The 15,938-nt window shown below is 60.6% G+C and carries 20 protein-coding genes; 8 read left to right on the forward strand and 12 right to left on the reverse strand.

Annotation, left to right across the window (positions count from 1 at the left end; genetic code table 11):
• Nucleotides 1–32: 32 nt before the first annotated feature.
• From BM229_RS15005 to BM229_RS15015, 3 genes are all read right to left on the reverse strand, one after another.
• Entirely contained in the window at nucleotides 33–491 is a 459-nt protein-coding gene (locus BM229_RS15005; RefSeq protein WP_093928439.1) for a universal stress protein, read from the reverse strand.
• A 97-nt stretch (nucleotides 492–588) separates the two neighbouring features.
• The gene (locus tag BM229_RS15010) at nucleotides 589–1,467 is read right to left on the reverse strand and encodes a branched-chain amino acid aminotransferase (protein WP_093928440.1); all 879 of its coding nucleotides are present in this window, start codon (nucleotides 1,465–1,467) and stop codon (nucleotides 589–591) included.
• 10 nt (nucleotides 1,468–1,477) lie between these two features.
• On the reverse strand, nucleotides 1,478–1,708 hold the full coding sequence (locus tag BM229_RS15015; protein WP_007117540.1) for a hypothetical protein: 231 nt from the start codon (nucleotides 1,706–1,708) through the stop codon (nucleotides 1,478–1,480).
• 194 nt (nucleotides 1,709–1,902) lie between these two features.
• Here BM229_RS15015 and BM229_RS15020 point away from each other — a divergent pair, with 194 nt between their 5' ends.
• Together BM229_RS15020 and BM229_RS15025 are read left to right on the forward strand one after the other, a co-directional pair.
• A complete protein-coding gene (locus BM229_RS15020; RefSeq protein ID WP_167360276.1) occupies nucleotides 1,903–2,610 on the forward strand; it encodes a M48 family metallopeptidase in 708 nt (235 codons plus the stop codon).
• A 4-nt stretch (nucleotides 2,611–2,614) separates the two neighbouring features.
• Nucleotides 2,615–2,971 carry a YigZ family protein gene (locus tag BM229_RS15025; RefSeq protein WP_093928442.1) on the forward strand — a complete coding sequence of 119 codons (357 nt, stop codon included), beginning with the start codon at nucleotides 2,615–2,617 and terminating at the stop codon, nucleotides 2,969–2,971.
• Here the strand turns inward: BM229_RS15025 and trhA are convergent.
• The 3 genes from trhA to BM229_RS15040 all read right to left on the reverse strand — a co-directional run bounded on the left by trhA (nucleotide 2,968) and on the right by BM229_RS15040 (nucleotide 5,073).
• A complete protein-coding gene (trhA, locus tag BM229_RS15030) occupies nucleotides 2,968–3,588 on the reverse strand; it encodes a PAQR family membrane homeostasis protein TrhA (RefSeq protein WP_093928443.1) in 621 nt (206 codons plus the stop codon). The two genes, BM229_RS15025 and trhA, sit on opposite strands and share 4 nt — an antisense overlap.
• A 70-nt stretch (nucleotides 3,589–3,658) precedes the next feature.
• Nucleotides 3,659–4,042 (reverse strand): hypothetical protein, encoded by a 384-nt coding sequence (locus BM229_RS15035; protein WP_093928444.1) that lies wholly within the window; start codon nucleotides 4,040–4,042, stop codon nucleotides 3,659–3,661.
• 140 nt (nucleotides 4,043–4,182) lie between these two features.
• Nucleotides 4,183–5,073, reverse strand: a complete 891-nt coding sequence (locus tag BM229_RS15040; RefSeq protein ID WP_093928445.1) for a LysR family transcriptional regulator — start codon at nucleotides 5,071–5,073, stop codon at nucleotides 4,183–4,185.
• A gap of 95 nt (nucleotides 5,074–5,168) precedes the next feature.
• Between BM229_RS15040 and BM229_RS15045 the strand changes: the two genes are divergently transcribed.
• Entirely contained in the window at nucleotides 5,169–5,663 is a 495-nt protein-coding gene (locus tag BM229_RS15045) for a lactoylglutathione lyase family protein (RefSeq protein WP_093928446.1), read from the forward strand.
• 16 nt (nucleotides 5,664–5,679) lie between these two features.
• Here the strand turns inward: BM229_RS15045 and rimO are convergent, their stop codons facing one another.
• Nucleotides 5,680–7,053, reverse strand: coding sequence for a 30S ribosomal protein S12 methylthiotransferase RimO (gene rimO / locus BM229_RS15050; protein ID WP_093928447.1), 1,374 nt, complete (start codon nucleotides 7,051–7,053; stop codon nucleotides 5,680–5,682).
• Between the two features lie 62 nt (nucleotides 7,054–7,115).
• Between rimO and BM229_RS15055 the strand changes: the two genes are divergently transcribed.
• The 5 genes from BM229_RS15055 (at nucleotide 7,116) to BM229_RS15075 (ending at nucleotide 12,132) form a co-directional block, all read left to right on the forward strand.
• Nucleotides 7,116–9,056: an AsmA family protein gene (locus tag BM229_RS15055; RefSeq protein WP_093928448.1), complete on the forward strand. Its 1,941-nt coding sequence runs from the start codon at nucleotides 7,116–7,118 to the stop codon at nucleotides 9,054–9,056.
• A gap of 96 nt (nucleotides 9,057–9,152) precedes the next feature.
• Nucleotides 9,153–10,385 (forward strand): tryptophan synthase subunit beta, encoded by a 1,233-nt coding sequence (trpB, locus tag BM229_RS15060; RefSeq protein ID WP_093928449.1) that lies wholly within the window; start codon nucleotides 9,153–9,155, stop codon nucleotides 10,383–10,385.
• Nucleotides 10,386–10,821: 436 nt separating this feature from the next.
• Entirely contained in the window at nucleotides 10,822–11,088 is a 267-nt protein-coding gene (locus BM229_RS15065; RefSeq protein ID WP_093928450.1) for a tryptophan synthase subunit beta, read from the forward strand.
• 40 nt (nucleotides 11,089–11,128) lie between these two features.
• A complete protein-coding gene (locus BM229_RS15070; RefSeq protein ID WP_093928451.1) occupies nucleotides 11,129–11,395 on the forward strand; it encodes a tryptophan synthase subunit beta in 267 nt (88 codons plus the stop codon).
• A gap of 203 nt (nucleotides 11,396–11,598) precedes the next feature.
• A complete protein-coding gene (locus BM229_RS15075) occupies nucleotides 11,599–12,132 on the forward strand; it encodes a helix-turn-helix transcriptional regulator (RefSeq protein ID WP_093928452.1) in 534 nt (177 codons plus the stop codon).
• A 16-nt stretch (nucleotides 12,133–12,148) separates the two neighbouring features.
• Here BM229_RS15075 and BM229_RS15080 read toward each other — a convergent pair whose 3' ends face one another.
• From BM229_RS15080 to BM229_RS15100, 5 genes are all read right to left on the reverse strand, one after another.
• A complete protein-coding gene (locus tag BM229_RS15080) occupies nucleotides 12,149–12,727 on the reverse strand; it encodes a DUF4893 domain-containing protein (protein ID WP_093928453.1) in 579 nt (192 codons plus the stop codon).
• 2 nt (nucleotides 12,728–12,729) lie between these two features.
• The gene (locus BM229_RS15085) at nucleotides 12,730–13,113 is read right to left on the reverse strand and encodes a DUF2237 family protein (RefSeq protein WP_093928454.1); all 384 of its coding nucleotides are present in this window, start codon (nucleotides 13,111–13,113) and stop codon (nucleotides 12,730–12,732) included.
• Between the two features lie 16 nt (nucleotides 13,114–13,129).
• Nucleotides 13,130–14,305: a serine hydrolase domain-containing protein gene (locus tag BM229_RS15090; RefSeq protein WP_093928455.1), complete on the reverse strand. Its 1,176-nt coding sequence runs from the start codon at nucleotides 14,303–14,305 to the stop codon at nucleotides 13,130–13,132.
• Nucleotides 14,306–14,384: 79 nt separating this feature from the next.
• Entirely contained in the window at nucleotides 14,385–15,083 is a 699-nt protein-coding gene (gene pth / locus BM229_RS15095; RefSeq protein WP_093928456.1) for an aminoacyl-tRNA hydrolase, read from the reverse strand.
• Between the two features lie 179 nt (nucleotides 15,084–15,262).
• A complete protein-coding gene (locus BM229_RS15100; RefSeq protein ID WP_093928457.1) occupies nucleotides 15,263–15,919 on the reverse strand; it encodes a 50S ribosomal protein L25/general stress protein Ctc in 657 nt (218 codons plus the stop codon).
• Between the last annotated feature and the right edge of the window lie 19 nt (nucleotides 15,920–15,938).

Raw genomic sequence — 15,938 nt, forward strand, 5'->3', positions numbered from 1 at the left:
TTGTAAGTGGCTGAGGCGGGCTACAGGAGCGTTTAGGTGATCGCTTCGAGCCGTTCCTTGCTGAGACCACCGGGCACAATGGTAATCGGCACTGGTAGATCGCCCGCAGAACGTGACAATTGCGTCACCAAAGGTCCGGGGCCTTTCTTACGGTCGCCACTGGCACCCAGCACCAGAACACCAATGTCTGGATCGTCAGAGAGTTGCTGAATGATCTCATCCGCAGGCTCGCCCTCGCGGATGATTAACTCAGGATCGACGCCCTGTTTGTCGCGCATCCATTTGGCGAAAACCTCGAAATGCACTTCGATCCGTTCGCGAGCCTCTTCGCGCATCAGGTCGCCGACGCCGATCCAATGGTTGAACTCTTCGGGCGGGATCACCGACAGAACGGCCACGCCGCCCCCAGTACGCGCCGCGCGCAGAGCGGCAAAGCGCATGGCATTCAAACATTCGGTGCTATCGTCCAGCACCACTAGGAACTTCCGCATCAAACCCTCTCTCCGCACCTCCTCCCGGTGCGGTACGATCATGGCGCGGGCGGGCGGCGCTGGCAATTGCTTTTGCGCGCCGCTGCCGCCCGGACCTTCAGCCGCGCTGACTTGCGGCCCAATCCCAATACATTTCACGCACGCGGCGGGTGACCGGGTTTTGATTGTCCCCGGTGCCATATTGCGTGTCGTCAAAGGCGCTGACGGGGGTGACCTTCATCATATTGCCCGACAGGAACACTTCATCGGCTGCATGGAAATCGTCAAAGCTGAGGACGGTTTCATGCACCTTCATGCCCGCGTCGCGCATGTTCGACATATGCCGTGCACGGGTGATCCCGGCAAGGAACGTGCCATTGGGGATGGGGGTGAAGACCTCACCATCCTTGACCATGAACACGTTCGCACTGGCGCTTTCGGCGACGTTGCCCATGGCATCGGCGACCAGTGCGTTGCCGAAGCCCTTGGAACGCGCCTCGACCATCATGCGGGCATTGTTGGGATAGAGGCAGCCCGCCTTGGCGTTGACCACGTTGTCCTCCAGCACCGGGCGGCGGAAGCGGGTGCGGGTGAGGGTGGTCGCGGCCTCTGGCGGGGCCATGGGGATGGCCTCAAGGCTGATGGCGAAGCCGGTCGCACCTTCGCGCGGCACGATGCCCAGCTCATCGCCCGCAAGCGCCCAATACATCGGACGGATATAGACCGCTTGATCGCGCGAATAACTCTTCAGCCCCTCGCGGCACATCTCGATCATGTCCTCGGTCTCGACCGTTGGGGTGATCATCAGCGCCCGGGCCGAGCGGTTGATCCGGGCGCAATGCGCCTCAAGGTCCGGGGCGAGCCCGTCGAACAGCCGCGCCCCGTCGAAAACGGTGGTGCCCAGCCATGCCCCGTGGTCGGCGGCTTTGATGGTGGGCAGATCGCCGTCATGCCATGCGCCGTTGAAATAGGTCTTGATGTCTGTGCCGGTGGCCATGTGACGATCCTTAGGAGTTGCTTCGGTAGATGCCCTCGGGCAGGTTTAAGGCCGCTGTCAGATCGCGCAATTGCGCGGGGGACAGGGTGATCTTGGCCACACGATCTGTGCGTGCGTCCCATTGCTCGATCGTGATCTCCTCTGCAAAGGCAGAGACGGTCACGTCTTCGCGCAGGGGCGCGTCGGATTCGTCGATCAGGGTGATGACGGTGGCGTCGAATTCATGCTCAATGGTAAACATGAGGGCACATTAGGCTTTGTGCGGCCAAGCGCAAGACAGGCTTTGTGCTCGTGAGCGCAAGACAGGCTTTGCGCGGATAAGTGCAAGGTCAGGTTCGGCGGGGCGTCAAAGCTCTGTGAACAGGGGTGGCAGTGACGACCTGTCATGATAGGTACAAGTTTGGAAAACCCGAGCGAGGACCTGTCGTGAGATTTATGAATGCCCTTGGCGCATTTGGCGTCATTGCCCTGCTTTCGGCCTGTGGCGTGGCACCTATCCAGACAGGGCCGATCCCTTCAGGCACGCCCAGCACGACGGGCTCTCAGTTGACTGCCGACGCTGCCGCACGCAGTTTTGTGCAGGTGGTCCGTACAGTTGAACCGGTGGCCGAGCGTGAGTGCCGTAACCGGACCTCGGGGATGAATTGCGATTTCAATATCGTGGTCGATGACCGCCCTGGCCAGCCCGCGAACGCCTTTCAGACGCTGGACGAAAACGGCCGTCCCATCGTTGCTTTCACCTTGGCGTTGATCGCAGATGCACGCAACGAGGACGAGCTTGCCTTTGTTCTGGGCCATGAGACCGCGCATCACATCGCAGGCCACATTGCCCGTCAGCAGCAGAACGCCATGGCAGGCGCGGTGATCTTTGCCGGGATCGCCACGCTGAGCGGCGGCGACGCAACCGCCGTGCGCACGGCGCAGGAACTGGGTGCTGAGGTCGGCGCGCGGCGGTACTCCAAGGACTTCGAGCTTGAGGCTGATGCCCTTGGAACGATCATCACCGCGCGGGCGGGCTATAATCCGCTGCGCGGGGCGGAATTCTTTACCCGCATCCCCGATCCGGGTGATCGTTTCCTTGGCACGCATCCGCCCAACAGTTCCCGGATCGACATCGTCCGGCGCACCATGGCGGGGCTGTGACGGTTTGCGAAAGCTAGGCCAAGTGCTGAACGACCGCGGGTCGAAATACGCGGTGTCGGGCTGTGATGCCCGGGACCGGGCTGAGGTTGACGAGGCGCTGAAAGACCTCAAGCGCGAGAAAGCCTATGCCAAGGCCACGCATAACACATGGGCGGTGTTGTTCTCAGACGGCGGCCCGCTGAAAGGGGATGATGGCGAATCCGGTGCCGGGATGGTGATCCTGCGCATGCTGGAACGGGAAGGGCTGGAGGATCACCTCATCATCGTCACCCGTTGGTACGGCGGCAAACATCTGGGTGGAGATCGGTTTCGCCATGTCCAGACCTGCGTGCGGGACTATCTGGACGCGGTCGCGGCCTAAAGGCTCAGTGCAATCGCGGCAAAGAAACAGGCCGTGGCGATGAGTACGAAAACATGCCAAATGGCGTTCTGATAGCGCATGCCGGGATGGGCGTAGATCAACGTGCCTGCCGAGTAGGTAAGGCCGCCGACCGCCACCAGCGCCAGTGCGGCACCGGGCAGATTGTGCCACATCGGATAGATCAGCAGGACGGAAAGCCAGCCCATCCCGAGGTAGAGCGCCAGTGATCCACGTGCATCAATGCGCCAGAACCAGAGTTTGGCCACTGCGCCGATCACAGCCAAGGCCCAGACCACGCCGAGTATGCCGTAAGCAAAGCCCGATCCGATCACCATGACCAGCGGCGTATAGGTGCCCGCAATCTTGAAATATATTGCCGCATGATCGACACGGCCTAAAAAGGCGCGGCTGCGGTCGAAGGGCAGCAGATGATAGACGGCAGAGGCGGTGAAAGAGGCGAGGATGCAGGCGGCGTAAATCGCCGTGGCGGTCAACTGCCCCTCTTGTCCGGCGGCGTGGATCATCAGCAGGATGCTGGCAGGAATAGCAAAACCGAGGCTGAGCACATGCACGGTGCCGTCAGCTAAAGTCTCAGCGATGGAGGTCGGATAGCTCATAATGGAAAGCTAGCAGCGAAGCGCTTCGCTGCCATAGGTGACGAGGCGTAAACCGCGCTGACACGGCAGATCAGCGCGGTTTATTGCCGTCGATCCAACGCGACATCAGGGTTTTGTCGCGAAAACATTCCTGCGGTACGTCACGGCGTTTCAAGCGCGCGATGCGTTCGGCAAAGGCGACCTGTTTGGCCGAAGGGTAGGCGGCAAACGGCCCCTCTAGCGCCTGCGGCCTATGAGCGTCGATCCATTCCGAAACCGCTGCGCGGTCTGCTTCGATCCCATCGGGAAGGTCATCGCCGGTTCGTTTGGCAAGAGAGCGGGCATATTGCATCTGTTTTTCGGTCGCGGGCATGCGGCGGTCGGCCTGTTTGGGCTGTGCACTGTCGCTGCCGCGCGGCGGGCGACCCTGTTGGTCAGGGTCGAAGATGCCGGGAAACTGAGGTTGAAAAGACATGTGGTCATTCCTCTGCTACTGCGTTCTACATATAGAACAGAAAGGGAACACTTTCAAGTCTCTCCGTATTTTCGCCCTTTCTTGAAGGTATATCTAGTAGCGGAGCGATTTGGTTCCACAATATCGGCGAATTTATTGGCCTAGTGCAACCTTGTGGCAGCCTCGGCGATGAGGTCTGCTGCCCTGCGCATTCGGGCGGGCAGGGGGCGTCCGCGACGCGAAGCGAGCCAGAGGTCATGCCAGCGCCGTTTGGGCAACGGCAGCAGCTGAAGCTGGTCTTTCCCGGCAAAAGTTTCGACCCCGCTGCGGGGCAAGAGCGTATAGCCCACCCCCCGCGCGACCGCTGCCGGGATTTGGCCGATCTGGTTTACATATCCCCGCAGGCGCATCCGGTCCCCACCCGGATAACTGTCGGGGAAATTCAACTGCAACAGATCATCGGCATAGGCAAAGCCATCGGGATGCGCGATGAAACCGCGCGCTTCGAGATCAGCGAAACTCTCTATATGTTCCAATGTATTAACCGGCAGGATGAGGCAAAGTTCCTCCCGCCCTAAATGCTGAGCTTCCAGCCGCGCGTGGGCGGGGTCATCGGCCAAAACGCCCAGATCAAACCGCCCATCCAGCAGCCCGGCGCGGATCGTGGCCTGCGGTGCGGCCTCGAGATGCAGGGTAAGGTCCGGCGCTTGGGTCATCCAATTCAACAGCAGGGGGTGTAGCAGCATGGCGAAACTGCCAGAGCAGGCGATATGCACCACGCCCCGGTCGGGCAGGTCGGTCGTGATGCGTTCGCGCAGGCGCTGCTCTTCGCGGCGGCGGGCAAGGCCGGTTTCAAACAGCGCCTCACCTGCTGGGGTCAGGGTAAAACTTTTTCCTTCCCGTGCGATCAGCGGTTGGCCCAGTTGATCCTCAAGCTTGCGCAGATGTTGCGACACGCCGGGCTGGGTCATGTTCAGCCGCTCCGCCGTGCGGGTGAAATGTCCCGTTTCGCAAAGGGTGGTAAAGGTCTCAAGCCAAGTGGCGTTCAGCATATCAAACGTTTCGTTATGATTTCGATGAGCTTTGATAATTTCACATGTGGGGCGTGCCTGTCTATCTCAAGGTCAACGCAAACAGGAGAACCCCCATGACCACCCCCCGTACCTTTTCCCACATCGGCCTATCCGTGCCGGACCTCGACGCTGCGGTGAAATTCTATTCCGAAGTGTTGGGCTTTTACGTCGTGATGCAGCCCACAGAAGCGGTGGAAGAAGACACCGCCATCGGCGTCATGTGCACCGATGTCTTCGGCCCCGGTTGGGGTTCGCTGCGCATTGCACATCTTGCGACAGCGGATGGTATCGGCATCGAAATCTTCGAATTCCCCGGCAACTACGCCCCAGAGGAAAAGCTGGAGCACAAGCGCCACGGAACCTTCCACTTCGCCATCCAAGACCCCGATGTCGAAGGTCTGCTAGAGCGCATCATCGCGGTGGGCGGCAAGCAGCGGATGCCGGTGCGGGAGTATTTCCCGGGCGAGAAACCCTACCGCATGGTCTATGTCGAAGACCCCTTTGGCATCGTCTTCGAGCTTTACAGCCACAGCTATGAGCTGACCTATTCGGCAGGTGCCTACGCCTGATCGGCCACCGGGGGCGTCAGGTGATCTGACGTCCCCAAAGGTCGTATTCGCCGGCCTCTTCAACTTCAACGGTGACGATGTCGCCGACTTTGAGGTTCTGAAAATCCTCGTCGATGAAAAGGTTGCCGTCGATCTCAGGCGCATCGGCCTTGGTGCGGCAGGTGGCAGCGTCTTCGTCGATCTCATCCACGATCACGTCAAGGCGTTTGCCGACCTTGGCGGCGAGCTTGGCCTCTGAAATGGCCTGCGCCTTTTCCATGAAGCGCTCCCAACGGTCTTGTTTGATCTCAGGCGCCACATGATCCGGCAGCGCGTTCGACCGCGCCCCTTCGACGTTTTCGTATTGGAAGCAGCCGACCCGGTCGAGCTGCGCCTCGTCGAGCCAGTCGAGCAGGGTTTGGAATTCCGCCTCGGTCTCGCCCGGGTAGCCGACGATGAAGGTCGAGCGCAGGGTGATGTCGGGGCAGGTATCGCGCCAAGCGGCGATCTCATCGAGGGTTTTCGACGCGGCGGCGGGGCGGGCCATGCGTCTCAACACGTCCGGGTGGGCGTGTTGGAAGGGGATGTCGAGATAGGGCAGCACCAGACCTTCGGCCATGAGCGGGATCAACTTACGTACATGCGGGTAGGGGTAGACGTAGTGTAGCCGCACCCATGCGCCCAAGCTGCCGAGGTCGCGCGCCAGATCGGTGATATGGGCGCGGTGGCCACGGTCTTCGGCGTGTTTGATGTCAACGCCGTAGGCGGAGGTGTCTTGGCTGATGACCAAAAGTTCTTTCACGCCATTGTCGACCAGCCGCTCGGCTTCGCGCATCACCGCATGGGCGGGGCGGCTTTGCAGGCGGCCACGCATGTCGGGGATGATGCAGAACTTGCACTTGTGGTTACAGCCCTCGGAGATCTTGAGATAGCTGTAGTGGCGCGGGGTGAGCGAGACCTGCTGCGCGGGCAGCAGATCAATGAAGGGATCGGGGCTGGGCGGCACCGCGCCATGCACCGCGTCGAGCACCTGTTCGTATTGATGCGGGCCGGTCACGGCGAGGATCTTGGGGTGGTGTTCGCGGATGTAATCCGGCTCGGCCCCGAGACAGCCGGTGACGATCACCTTGCCGTTTTCGGTCAGCGCTTCGCCAATGGCGTCTAGGCTCTCGGCCTTGGCACTATCGAGGAAACCGCAGGTGTTCACGATCACCGCATCGGCGCCTGCATAATCGGGCGAGACGCCATAGCCTTCGGCGCGCAACCGCGTCAGGATGCGTTCAGAATCCACCAGCGCCTTGGGGCAGCCAAGGCTGACCATGCCGATTGTGGGCTGGCCGGGGCGGGCGGGGTTGCTGATCTTCGCTTGCGGAGCGAGGTCGGGGCGCAGATTGGGTGGGTTTGTGCTCATGGCTTGCGCTATAAGGCAAGCGGATGAGCGGGGAAAGAGCCGCCGGGCAGGAGGAGAGAGCCATGAGATGGATTATTCGGGGCATCGGCGCGCTGTTGCTGATTGTTGTGATCATGCTGGGGGCGCTGTTCTTGCTGCCCGGCGAACGGATCGCGCGGATCGCCAGTGACCAACTCAGCCGGATGACCGGGCGCGAGGTGTCGATCACCGGCGATGTGGGTGTAACGCTCTGGCCGGTGCTGGGGGTCACAGCGGGCGGGCTTGAGGTTGGCAATGCTGACTGGACCGACAAGGGCGCGATGCTGACGGCGGCGAATGCGGCGATTGGGGTGGATGCGGGTGCGCTGCTTCGTGGTGAGATACGCATTACCAATATCGCAGCTCAAAGCCCGGTGATCCGGCTGGAGCAACGCCTTGATGGACGTGCCAGTTGGCAATTCACCGACAGCGCCAGCGGCGCTCAGATCGAGACTGAGAGCGAGCCGACCGCCAATAGGCGGCCCCTAAGCATCCAAAAACTGACGGTGACTGATGCCACGCTGATCTATGACGCGGAAGGGGCCGATGTGTTGCGTTATGACGGCGTCGATCTGGAACTGGATTGGCCCGAACAAGACGGTGCGGCAGAGATTGCCGCCAGCATGGCCCCAGCGGGCGCGGGGGTTGACCTGACCGCGCGAATCGAAGGTTTCGCGGATTTTCTGAACGGCGGCGTGCAGCCGCTGCGGGCCGATGTCACCACGCGCGGTGGCGAGATCGGGTTTGATGGGCGCGGATCGCTCGACGGTGCGCTGGCTGGGGAGCTGCGGATCGACAGCGCGGATACGGCGCGGTTTTTGGCATCCTTTGGTGCGGGCGGTGTCACGCTGCCGCAGGGCTTGGGAAAGTCGGTCGACCTGCGTAGTGGGCTGACGTTGACGGCGGATCGGCGTCTTGCGCTGCGCAATATCGCGCTGGATTTGGGTGGCAACAGCCTGACCGGGCAGGCCGATCTAGCGCTGAACGGCACGCCGCGCATCACCGCCAATCTGCGCACCGGGGCGCTGGACTTATCCGCACTGTCGGAAGGCCGGGCCGAAACGAACGGCACCAGCAGCCAAACGCAGGGCGACGCGTTGGAGGGCTGGTCCCGACAAGAAATCAACGCGGACTGGCTTGCCGCATTTGACGGCGATATCGCGCTGAGCGCGGAAAGCATCGATCTGGGGCAACTCGACCTCGGCCCCACACGGGCCGTGCTGCGCAATGACCGCGCGCGGATGGTGTTCGACCTACAGGACATGAGCGCCTATGGCGGGAAGGTCGCCGGTGAGTTTGTGATGAACAACCGCAGTGGCCTGTCTGTGGGCGGCAATCTGACGGCGCAGGGCGTGCAGATGCGCGACTTGCTGGAGGATACCGCCGGGGTCACGCGGTTTAGTGGGGACGGCAATGCGGCGCTGTCTTTTCTCGGCTCCGGGAAATCGGTTGATGCGATCATGCGCTCGCTCAGTGGCAATGGGACGCTGAGCATGGGGCGGGGCACGATTGCCGGGATCGATCTGGATGCGCTCTTGGGGTCGGTAGACGCTGAGGGCGGCAGCACGGTTTTCGATTCCATGGAAGCGACATTCGACATCGCCCAAGGGGTTCTGCGCAATGATGACCTGCTAATGCTGCTGCCAAACTTTAACGCGACCGGGGCAGGGCAGGTCAATCTGGGCGCACGGACGCTTGATTATACGTTCACGCCCAAGGCACTGCGCGTCAATGCGTCGCGCGGCGGGCTGGCGGTGCCGGTGCGGATCACGGGGCCATGGGCCGATCCGCAGATCAAGCCCGACCTGCGTGCCGCGATTGATCTGAACTTTGCCGAAGAAAAGCAGCAGGCCGAAGATAAAGTGCGCGAAAAGATACAGGAAGAGTTGAATATCTCACCGGATGACAGCCGCTCGACCGAAGATATCGTCAAGGATGAGTTGGAGAACGCCGTCAGGCGCGAATTGTTCAAACTCTTTGACTAGCCCAAGGCCGCCCCGCTCTGTGCCACCTGCGAAACTCATGGTGGCGCAGACGGGCGGGCTGCGGTAAGGCTGGCGCGACATTCTAGGAGAGGCGCAATGGCCAACGATCTTTTCAACAGCTTCATGACCGGCCCCGACGAACAGGGCCGTTTCGGCGATTTCGGCGGGCGCTTTGTCTCGGAAACGCTGATGCCGCTCATTCTTGAACTGGAAGAACAGTATGAGAAGGCCAAGACCGACGACAGTTTCTGGGCCGAGATGCATGATCTGTGGACCCACTACGTCGGTCGCCCCAGCCCGCTTTATCACGCCGAACGGCTGACCGAACATCTGGGCGGCGCCAAGGTCTATATGAAACGCGACGAGCTGAACCACACCGGCGCGCATAAGATCAACAACGTGCTGGGCCAGATCATCCTCGCCCGCCGCATGGGCAAGAAGCGCATCATTGCGGAAACCGGCGCGGGACAGCACGGGGTTGCCACCGCGACGGTCTGTGCCAAGTTCGGTCTGAAATGCGTGGTCTACATGGGCGCGCATGATGTTGAGCGTCAGGCACCCAACGTCTTCCGCATGCGCCTGCTGGGTGCCGAAGTCGTGCCTGTGACCTCTGGTCGTGGAACGTTGAAAGACGCGATGAACGACGCGCTGCGCGACTGGGTGACCAACGTGCGCGACACTTTTTATTGCATCGGCACCGTGGCCGGGCCGCACCCCTATCCGGCGATGGTGCGTGATTTCCAGAGCATCATCGGCAAGGAAGTCCGCACTCAGATGGAAGAGGCCGAGGGCCGTCTGCCCGACACGCTGATCGCCGCCATCGGTGGTGGGTCGAACGCCATGGGCCTGTTCTACCCCTTCCTTGACGACAAGTCGGTCAACATCATCGGGGTCGAGGCTGGCGGCAAAGGCGTGAACGAAAAGATGGAGCATTGCGCCTCCCTCACCGGGGGTCGCCCCGGCGTGCTGCATGGCAACCGCACCTATCTGCTCCAAGACGACGATGGGCAGATCCTCGAAGGCTTTTCAATCTCGGCGGGGCTGGACTATCCGGGCATCGGGCCAGAGCATTCGTGGCTGCATGACATCGGTCGCGCCAATTATGTCTCAATCACCGACCGTGAGGCGCTGGAGGCGTTCCAGCTGTGCTGTTCCCTCGAAGGCATCATCCCGGCATTGGAGCCGAGCCACGCGCTGGCCCATGTGATGAAGATCGCGCCGGAACTGCCGAAAGATCACCTGCTGGTGATGAACATGTGTGGTCGCGGCGACAAAGATATCTTCACCGTCGCCCGGGCATTGGACTTCGACATGGGTGAATTCGCCTAAATTCGCTTCCGAATCTGAGTGGAATTTGACGGGCCTGCGTGAAAACGCGGGCCCGTTTTTTTGTGGGCCAGAGGGATGCGTTGAATTTCAGCGTAAACTTTGGGCAGGGGGCGAGCTTCCTTCAAGGAAAAACCAGAAAAAACTTTCTTATGCGGAAAAGAGCGGCTAGCTTTCGGTTGCAGCCTGCGCGTCTGCCCGCGAAACTTGGTTTCGCCCTTGTGGGCTTGACGCCGCGGCAGCTTCTCACTGTTTATCGCGCTGCTTTCGTCTCGTAAACCAAAGTTTATGACACTCTTTCATGGGTTTAGATCGGACGATTTAAACCCAAGGCAGATAGCCAATTCCCCCTCGAATGCCCTTTTCCCTGTCATCCCGACGACGCCGCGTCACTGAAGAGCGGCTCGCAATACAACCCGGGTAAGAAAAGGAACACGATATGAAAACCGCATTCGCAACCGCCGCACTTATCCTTGCTACAGCAGGTTCTGCCGCTTTCGCTCAGGGCATGGAAGGCCAGCGCATTGGTTACAACGATCAAACCAATGAAGGCGTTTCCTACTCCAGCCGCAGCGAAGCCGTGGATGAAAGCAAACTCGAAAACTTCAAAAGCGGCAACCTGCGCGCCGAAGACCTATCTGATGTGACAATCACCGTCTTCCCAACCGCTCAGAGCGACGCTTCCGTGAACCGTTTCCCGCGCTAATTGCGGGCACCATTCACTTACTTCCCCAAAAGGACACGACATGAAAAAGACACTCGCAACAACCGCCCTCATCCTTGCTACAGCAGGTTCTGCCGCTTTTGCTCAAGGCATGGAAGGCCAGCGCATTGGTTACAACGATCAAACCAATGACGGCGTTTCCTACTCCAGCCGCAGCGAAGCCGTGGATGAGAGCAAACTTGAAAACTTCAAAAGCGGCAACCTGCGCGCCGAAGACTTGTCTGATGTGACAATCACCGTCTTCCCAACTGCTCAGAGCGCCGCTTCCGTGGACCGATTCCCACACTAAACCTGGCCTGCTGGCTGATAAGGCACTGCGTTACAACACTCTTTCGGCCAGAGAACTGGCCCCAGAGCTGGCTTTGAGACCCTGCACCTGCCCTTCGGGGCGGGTGCCAAATCACTAAGGGTTGATCACGGCGCATGGCCGCCATCCCTTGTACTTCGGTGGCCCGCGGTTAAATACGGCGGATACCAAGGCAAGGCTTCACCATGAATAATAAGAAAAAGATCGCTCTGTGGGTCATCGCCGCTTTGCAGTTTAACGCGACCGTCTATTTCGTTCTGGTGTTTGCGCTGGAAGGTCGGGGCGTGACGCTTTTTGGCATACCGCTTGCGGATATTGGCCCCAACAAAGGCGTTCAGGTTTTGGGACTGATCCTTGGCGTTGTGCTGGGGTGGATGGCGCTGCGCATGAGCCTTCAGCGTGCCGAGCGGGCGGAAACGGCCCTGCGCCATTGTGCGGTGGAATTCGCCGATGTGCTCGAAGAACATTTTCGCGAATGGCACCTCACCCCGGCCGAACGGGATGTGGCGATCTTTCTGACCAAGGGTTTGAATACACGCGATATTGCAGAGATGCGCGGCACCTCTGAAGGCACCGTAAAGGCGCAGACCAATGCGATTTATCGCAAGGCTGGCGTCACCGGGCGAACCCAACTTTTGAGCACTTTCATCGAAGACCTGATGGACGATTCTCTGATGCCCCGGCCCAAGTCCAAGCTACAGCTTTGCCACGCGGCCTGACAGCGGCGTGGCGCCTTTAGCGCGTCAATTCCAGAATATCGAAATCGCTTTCCACAGCCGGTGACGGAAACAGCAGCCGGGCCCGTGTCGGGCTGATCCGCTGGAACACCGCGACATCGCTCTGCACCTTACCACCCGATGTGAAATCTTCGGGCAGGTCGGCATAGTCGGGCGCTGTTTCACCATTCACATAGCCCACGCCAGCATAAATCGCGCGGCCATCGCGCAGGGTAATCTCCCCGCGGGTCAGCTGCGATCCCGTCAACTTTTCAAAGGCGAAACCGCGGTCGGTCGCCGTAAAGCGGCATTTAAACGGAGAATAGGCGACAAGTGGGCTGATCCCGCCGAGCTTGATCGTTCGGCAAGACCAATCGCCCTGCAGATCGGCAGAGAAAGCGACCTGCGGTTCGCCCGACAGCGCGCGCGTCAAAGCGGTTACATCCCCAGCCTCGCCCGCGGCAAGCGCCTGCATCACGGCATTTCCAAAGGCCGCATCGAGGTTATCCAGCCGCGCGCTGTCGGCAGGGCGCAGTGTTGTTTCGGCCCAAGAGGTGGCCGGGAGAAGCAGCAGGAGGGGCAGGAGGCGCAGGCGCATGGTTACCCCTCGTTCTGGTCGATGGCATGGTCGCGCAGTACCTCCAGCGGCACGATATCGAGCGCGCGTAGATGTGTGGCGGCCAAGTGAACCCGTGGTGCGCAGCCCTCATCAGCGGCCTGCAAATACCGCGCAGCACAGAGGCACCAAGGATCACCCGGCTTCAACCCGGCAAAGCCAAACTCGGGGCGCGGGGTGCTGAGGTCGTTGCCGACGTATTTGGAATAGGCCAGAAACTCGGCCGTCATCACCGCGCAGACCGTGTGGCTGCCCTGATCCTGCGCGCAGGTGTTGCAATGTCCATCACGGAAGAACCCCGTCACCGGGTCCGTCCCGCAGATCACAAGCGGCTGATTCAGGACGTTGATGCTGCTGTCAGGTGTCATATCTTGCCTTTCTGCCTTAGGTCCCGCCAGAGATGGAGGTCGCGATCTCGCGGAGAATCTCAATGTTCTGCTCCGCCACCCCGGCCTCACGGAATTTACGGTCGGCGGCGTTGGTGGCGATGACCACATCGCGGGCGGTATCGACATAGATGTACTGCCCATAGATGCCGCGCGCCATATATTCCCCCTCTGCTGCGCCCACGGGGATCCACCATTGGTAGCCGTATCCGATCTGCCCCGCCGCAGTGGGGGCGGTGGGGCTGGTTGATGCTGTCACCCAGTCTGCGGGCACGACCTGCTTGCCGTTCCATTCGCCACCTTGGGCAAACATCTGGCCAAAGCGGGCATAGTCGCGTGTGGTCATGTTCAGCCCGCCCAAGACAAAGGCGGTGCCTGAACCATCAACAATGTAATAGGGCGCATGTTCCAGCCCCAAGGGCGCGATGACCTTTTCGCTCAGCAACTCCGGTACGCCGCGCCCGGTGGCCCCGCGTACCACCATGCCGATCACATGAGTATCAATCGAGACATACTGCCACTGGCTGCCGGGTTCCGCGAAAGTCTCGGTCAGCTCGGCAGTGAAGTCATCCAGCCTGCCGCCCAAGGCCACGACCCGGCCCATGCGGTTGATGTCTGAATCGTAGTCGAGATAGTCTTCGTCGAAGGTGACGCCACTGGCCATATGCAGCACATTGCGCAGGCTCGCCCCGTTATAGGCGCTGCCCTTCAGGCTGGGCGCATATTTCGTGACCGGATCGTCGAGAGATGCGATTTTGCCTTCGTCCAGCAGGATGCCCACCAAGGCGGAGAGATAGCTTTTCGCGACCGACCAACTGATGCGGCGGTCATCGGGGCCGGTGCCCTTAAAATAATTCTCATAGACGATGGCGCCGTCTTTCAGCACCACCAGCGCGGTCACATCGCGGGCGGCGATCCAGTCATCAACCGTTTCGGGCAATTCGGTTTCGGGGCCGTAGGGTAGCTCGCTCGTCAATCCATCCCCGCGCGAGATGGGGGCCGAGAGGAAGGCACCTTCCATATGGCTGAAGTTGTGAACGATTTTCTCTTCCGAGAACAATGAGTTCACGGCAAGCAGGCGCGCAATCTCTTCGCGCTTCCAAAGCCCGATGACGACCGCGGCCGCCAAAAGCGCCAGCATGACGCGGCCAAGCCATTTTCCAAATGTACGCATGATGTCCCCTCAATATTGACCTGAGTGAACCACGCGGCGCGGGCGGGGACCAGCCCGACATTGCGTCAGGCGGAATTGCTTAGCGGAAACGGTCCATTAGTTTTTGTAGCGGCGATTGAGGTTCGGCCTCGGGCTCGGGCTTGCTGGCGGCGGGCTTTGGCGCGGCTTCGGCCGGTTTCTTCGGCCCTTTGCTTCCGGTACCTGAACGGGGTGGGGCCACGCGCAGGGCCACGGCGTTCATGAACCGCCCCGTGTCGCCTCGCGCCAGATCGGCGGCGCCGTCGGAAATGCCGCGCAGCACATCGTCCAGCCAGCCTTCGTCAGCCTTGGGGAAATCGCGTAGCACATAGCCCGCCACCGCGTCTTTATGGCCGGGGTGGCCAATGCCGAGGCGCACGCGGTCATACTCCGCCCCGATATGCGCGTGGATTGAGCGCAGGCCGTTGTGGCCCGCATGGCCGCCGCCGGTCTTGCATTTGACCTTGCCCGGCGCGAGGTCCAATTCGTCATGGAAAACAATCACATCGCCCGCGTCGATCTTGTAGAACTTCATCGCCGCCTGCACCGATTGGCCGGAGTTGTTCATAAATGTCTCGGGCTTGAGCAGCACCGCCCGGTCGGAGCCGAAGCGCCCCTCGCTGACACTGCCCTGAAACTTGCCCTTCCACGGGGCAAAGCCGTGATCGTCGGCAATGCGGTCCAGCGCCATGAAGCCGATGTTGTGGCGATTACGGGCGTATTTGCCACCCGGATTGCCAAGGCCGACGATGAGTTTCATGGGCTTTCTCCTGTGGTTCGGTGGAGTTTAACAAGAGGGGCAGGGGGATGGAATGGCCTGCTGGGTATCGGAATTTTTTCAAAATTCCGCAGTGATTTCTTTTAAAGAAATCACCCCCCCCAACGCAAAACGGGGCCGCGTGATGCGACCCCGTTCCAGCAGTGCCTTTCGGCAGATGCTTATTCTTCACCGTCGGGTGGACCCATTTCGGTTGTCGGTACTTCGTCTGCCGCAGTTTCGTCCTCGTCGTCATCCGACGCGGACAGACCGGCAGGAGCCGAAACCGTCGCCACAACGAAGTCGCGGTCGATTGTGGGCTTGGCGCCTTCGGGCAGGTCAACACGGCTGATGGTCGCGCTGTCGCCGATTTCGAGACCGGTGATGTCCACGGTCACATACTCGGGGATGTCTGCCGCAGTGACGACCAGTTCAACTTCCGGACGGACCAGAGTGAGCACGCCACCCTTTTTCAGGCCGGGGCATTCTTCTTCGCCTTTGACTTCGACGTTGATGAACAGGTTGATCTTGGTTGTCCGCTTCAGGCGCATCAGGTCGATGTGCGTGGGCAGGTCTTTGACAACGTGGCGCTGAACGTCGCGGCAGATCACACGAACGTCGTCGTGGCCTTCAACCTTGAGGTTGAACAGGGTCGCCTTAAAGCGGCCTGCGCGCAGCTTGGTCAGCAGCTTGTTGAACGGGATATTGATCGGCAGCGGCTCTTTGTCGCCACCAAATACGATACCAGGAACCATGCCGTCACGACGTGCTTGGCGAGCGGCGCCCTTGCCTGTCCCCGCGCGTACCTGGGCTTCAAGATCAGGAATCTCTCCGGCCATTTTAGTCTCCAAATTTGTT

It is taken from the genome of Sulfitobacter dubius, from assembly GCF_900113435.1.
GTDB lineage: Bacteria > Pseudomonadota > Alphaproteobacteria > Rhodobacterales > Rhodobacteraceae > Sulfitobacter > Sulfitobacter dubius.

What these genes read in the sequence shown, in the direction of transcription:
- trpB (WP_093928449.1), top strand. Translation starts at nt 9,153, where the DNA reads ATGGCCAACGATCTTTTCAACAGCTTCATGACCGGCCCCGACGAACAG.
- BM229_RS15005 (WP_093928439.1), bottom strand. Translation starts at nt 491, where the DNA reads ATGCGGAAGTTCCTAGTGGTGCTGGACGATAGCACCGAATGTTTGAAT.
- BM229_RS15040 (WP_093928445.1), bottom strand. Translation starts at nt 5,073, where the DNA reads ATGCTGAACGCCACTTGGCTTGAGACCTTTACCACCCTTTGCGAAACG.
- BM229_RS15055 (WP_093928448.1), top strand. Translation starts at nt 7,116, where the DNA reads ATGAGATGGATTATTCGGGGCATCGGCGCGCTGTTGCTGATTGTTGTG.
- BM229_RS15065 (WP_093928450.1), top strand. Translation starts at nt 10,822, where the DNA reads ATGAAAACCGCATTCGCAACCGCCGCACTTATCCTTGCTACAGCAGGT.
- BM229_RS15035 (WP_093928444.1), bottom strand. Translation starts at nt 4,042, where the DNA reads ATGTCTTTTCAACCTCAGTTTCCCGGCATCTTCGACCCTGACCAACAG.
- BM229_RS15015 (WP_007117540.1), bottom strand. Translation starts at nt 1,708, where the DNA reads ATGTTTACCATTGAGCATGAATTCGACGCCACCGTCATCACCCTGATC.
- rimO (WP_093928447.1), bottom strand. Translation starts at nt 7,053, where the DNA reads ATGAGCACAAACCCACCCAATCTGCGCCCCGACCTCGCTCCGCAAGCG.
- BM229_RS15010 (WP_093928440.1), bottom strand. Translation starts at nt 1,467, where the DNA reads ATGGCCACCGGCACAGACATCAAGACCTATTTCAACGGCGCATGGCAT.
- trhA (WP_093928443.1), bottom strand. Translation starts at nt 3,588, where the DNA reads ATGAGCTATCCGACCTCCATCGCTGAGACTTTAGCTGACGGCACCGTG.
- BM229_RS15090 (WP_093928455.1), bottom strand. Translation starts at nt 14,305, where the DNA reads ATGCGTACATTTGGAAAATGGCTTGGCCGCGTCATGCTGGCGCTTTTG.
- BM229_RS15045 (WP_093928446.1), top strand. Translation starts at nt 5,169, where the DNA reads ATGACCACCCCCCGTACCTTTTCCCACATCGGCCTATCCGTGCCGGAC.
- BM229_RS15020 (WP_167360276.1), top strand. Translation starts at nt 1,903, where the DNA reads ATGAATGCCCTTGGCGCATTTGGCGTCATTGCCCTGCTTTCGGCCTGT.
- BM229_RS15070 (WP_093928451.1), top strand. Translation starts at nt 11,129, where the DNA reads ATGAAAAAGACACTCGCAACAACCGCCCTCATCCTTGCTACAGCAGGT.
- BM229_RS15075 (WP_093928452.1), top strand. Translation starts at nt 11,599, where the DNA reads ATGAATAATAAGAAAAAGATCGCTCTGTGGGTCATCGCCGCTTTGCAG.
- BM229_RS15080 (WP_093928453.1), bottom strand. Translation starts at nt 12,727, where the DNA reads ATGCGCCTGCGCCTCCTGCCCCTCCTGCTGCTTCTCCCGGCCACCTCT.
- BM229_RS15085 (WP_093928454.1), bottom strand. Translation starts at nt 13,113, where the DNA reads ATGACACCTGACAGCAGCATCAACGTCCTGAATCAGCCGCTTGTGATC.
- BM229_RS15100 (WP_093928457.1), bottom strand. Translation starts at nt 15,919, where the DNA reads ATGGCCGGAGAGATTCCTGATCTTGAAGCCCAGGTACGCGCGGGGACA.
- pth (WP_093928456.1), bottom strand. Translation starts at nt 15,083, where the DNA reads ATGAAACTCATCGTCGGCCTTGGCAATCCGGGTGGCAAATACGCCCGT.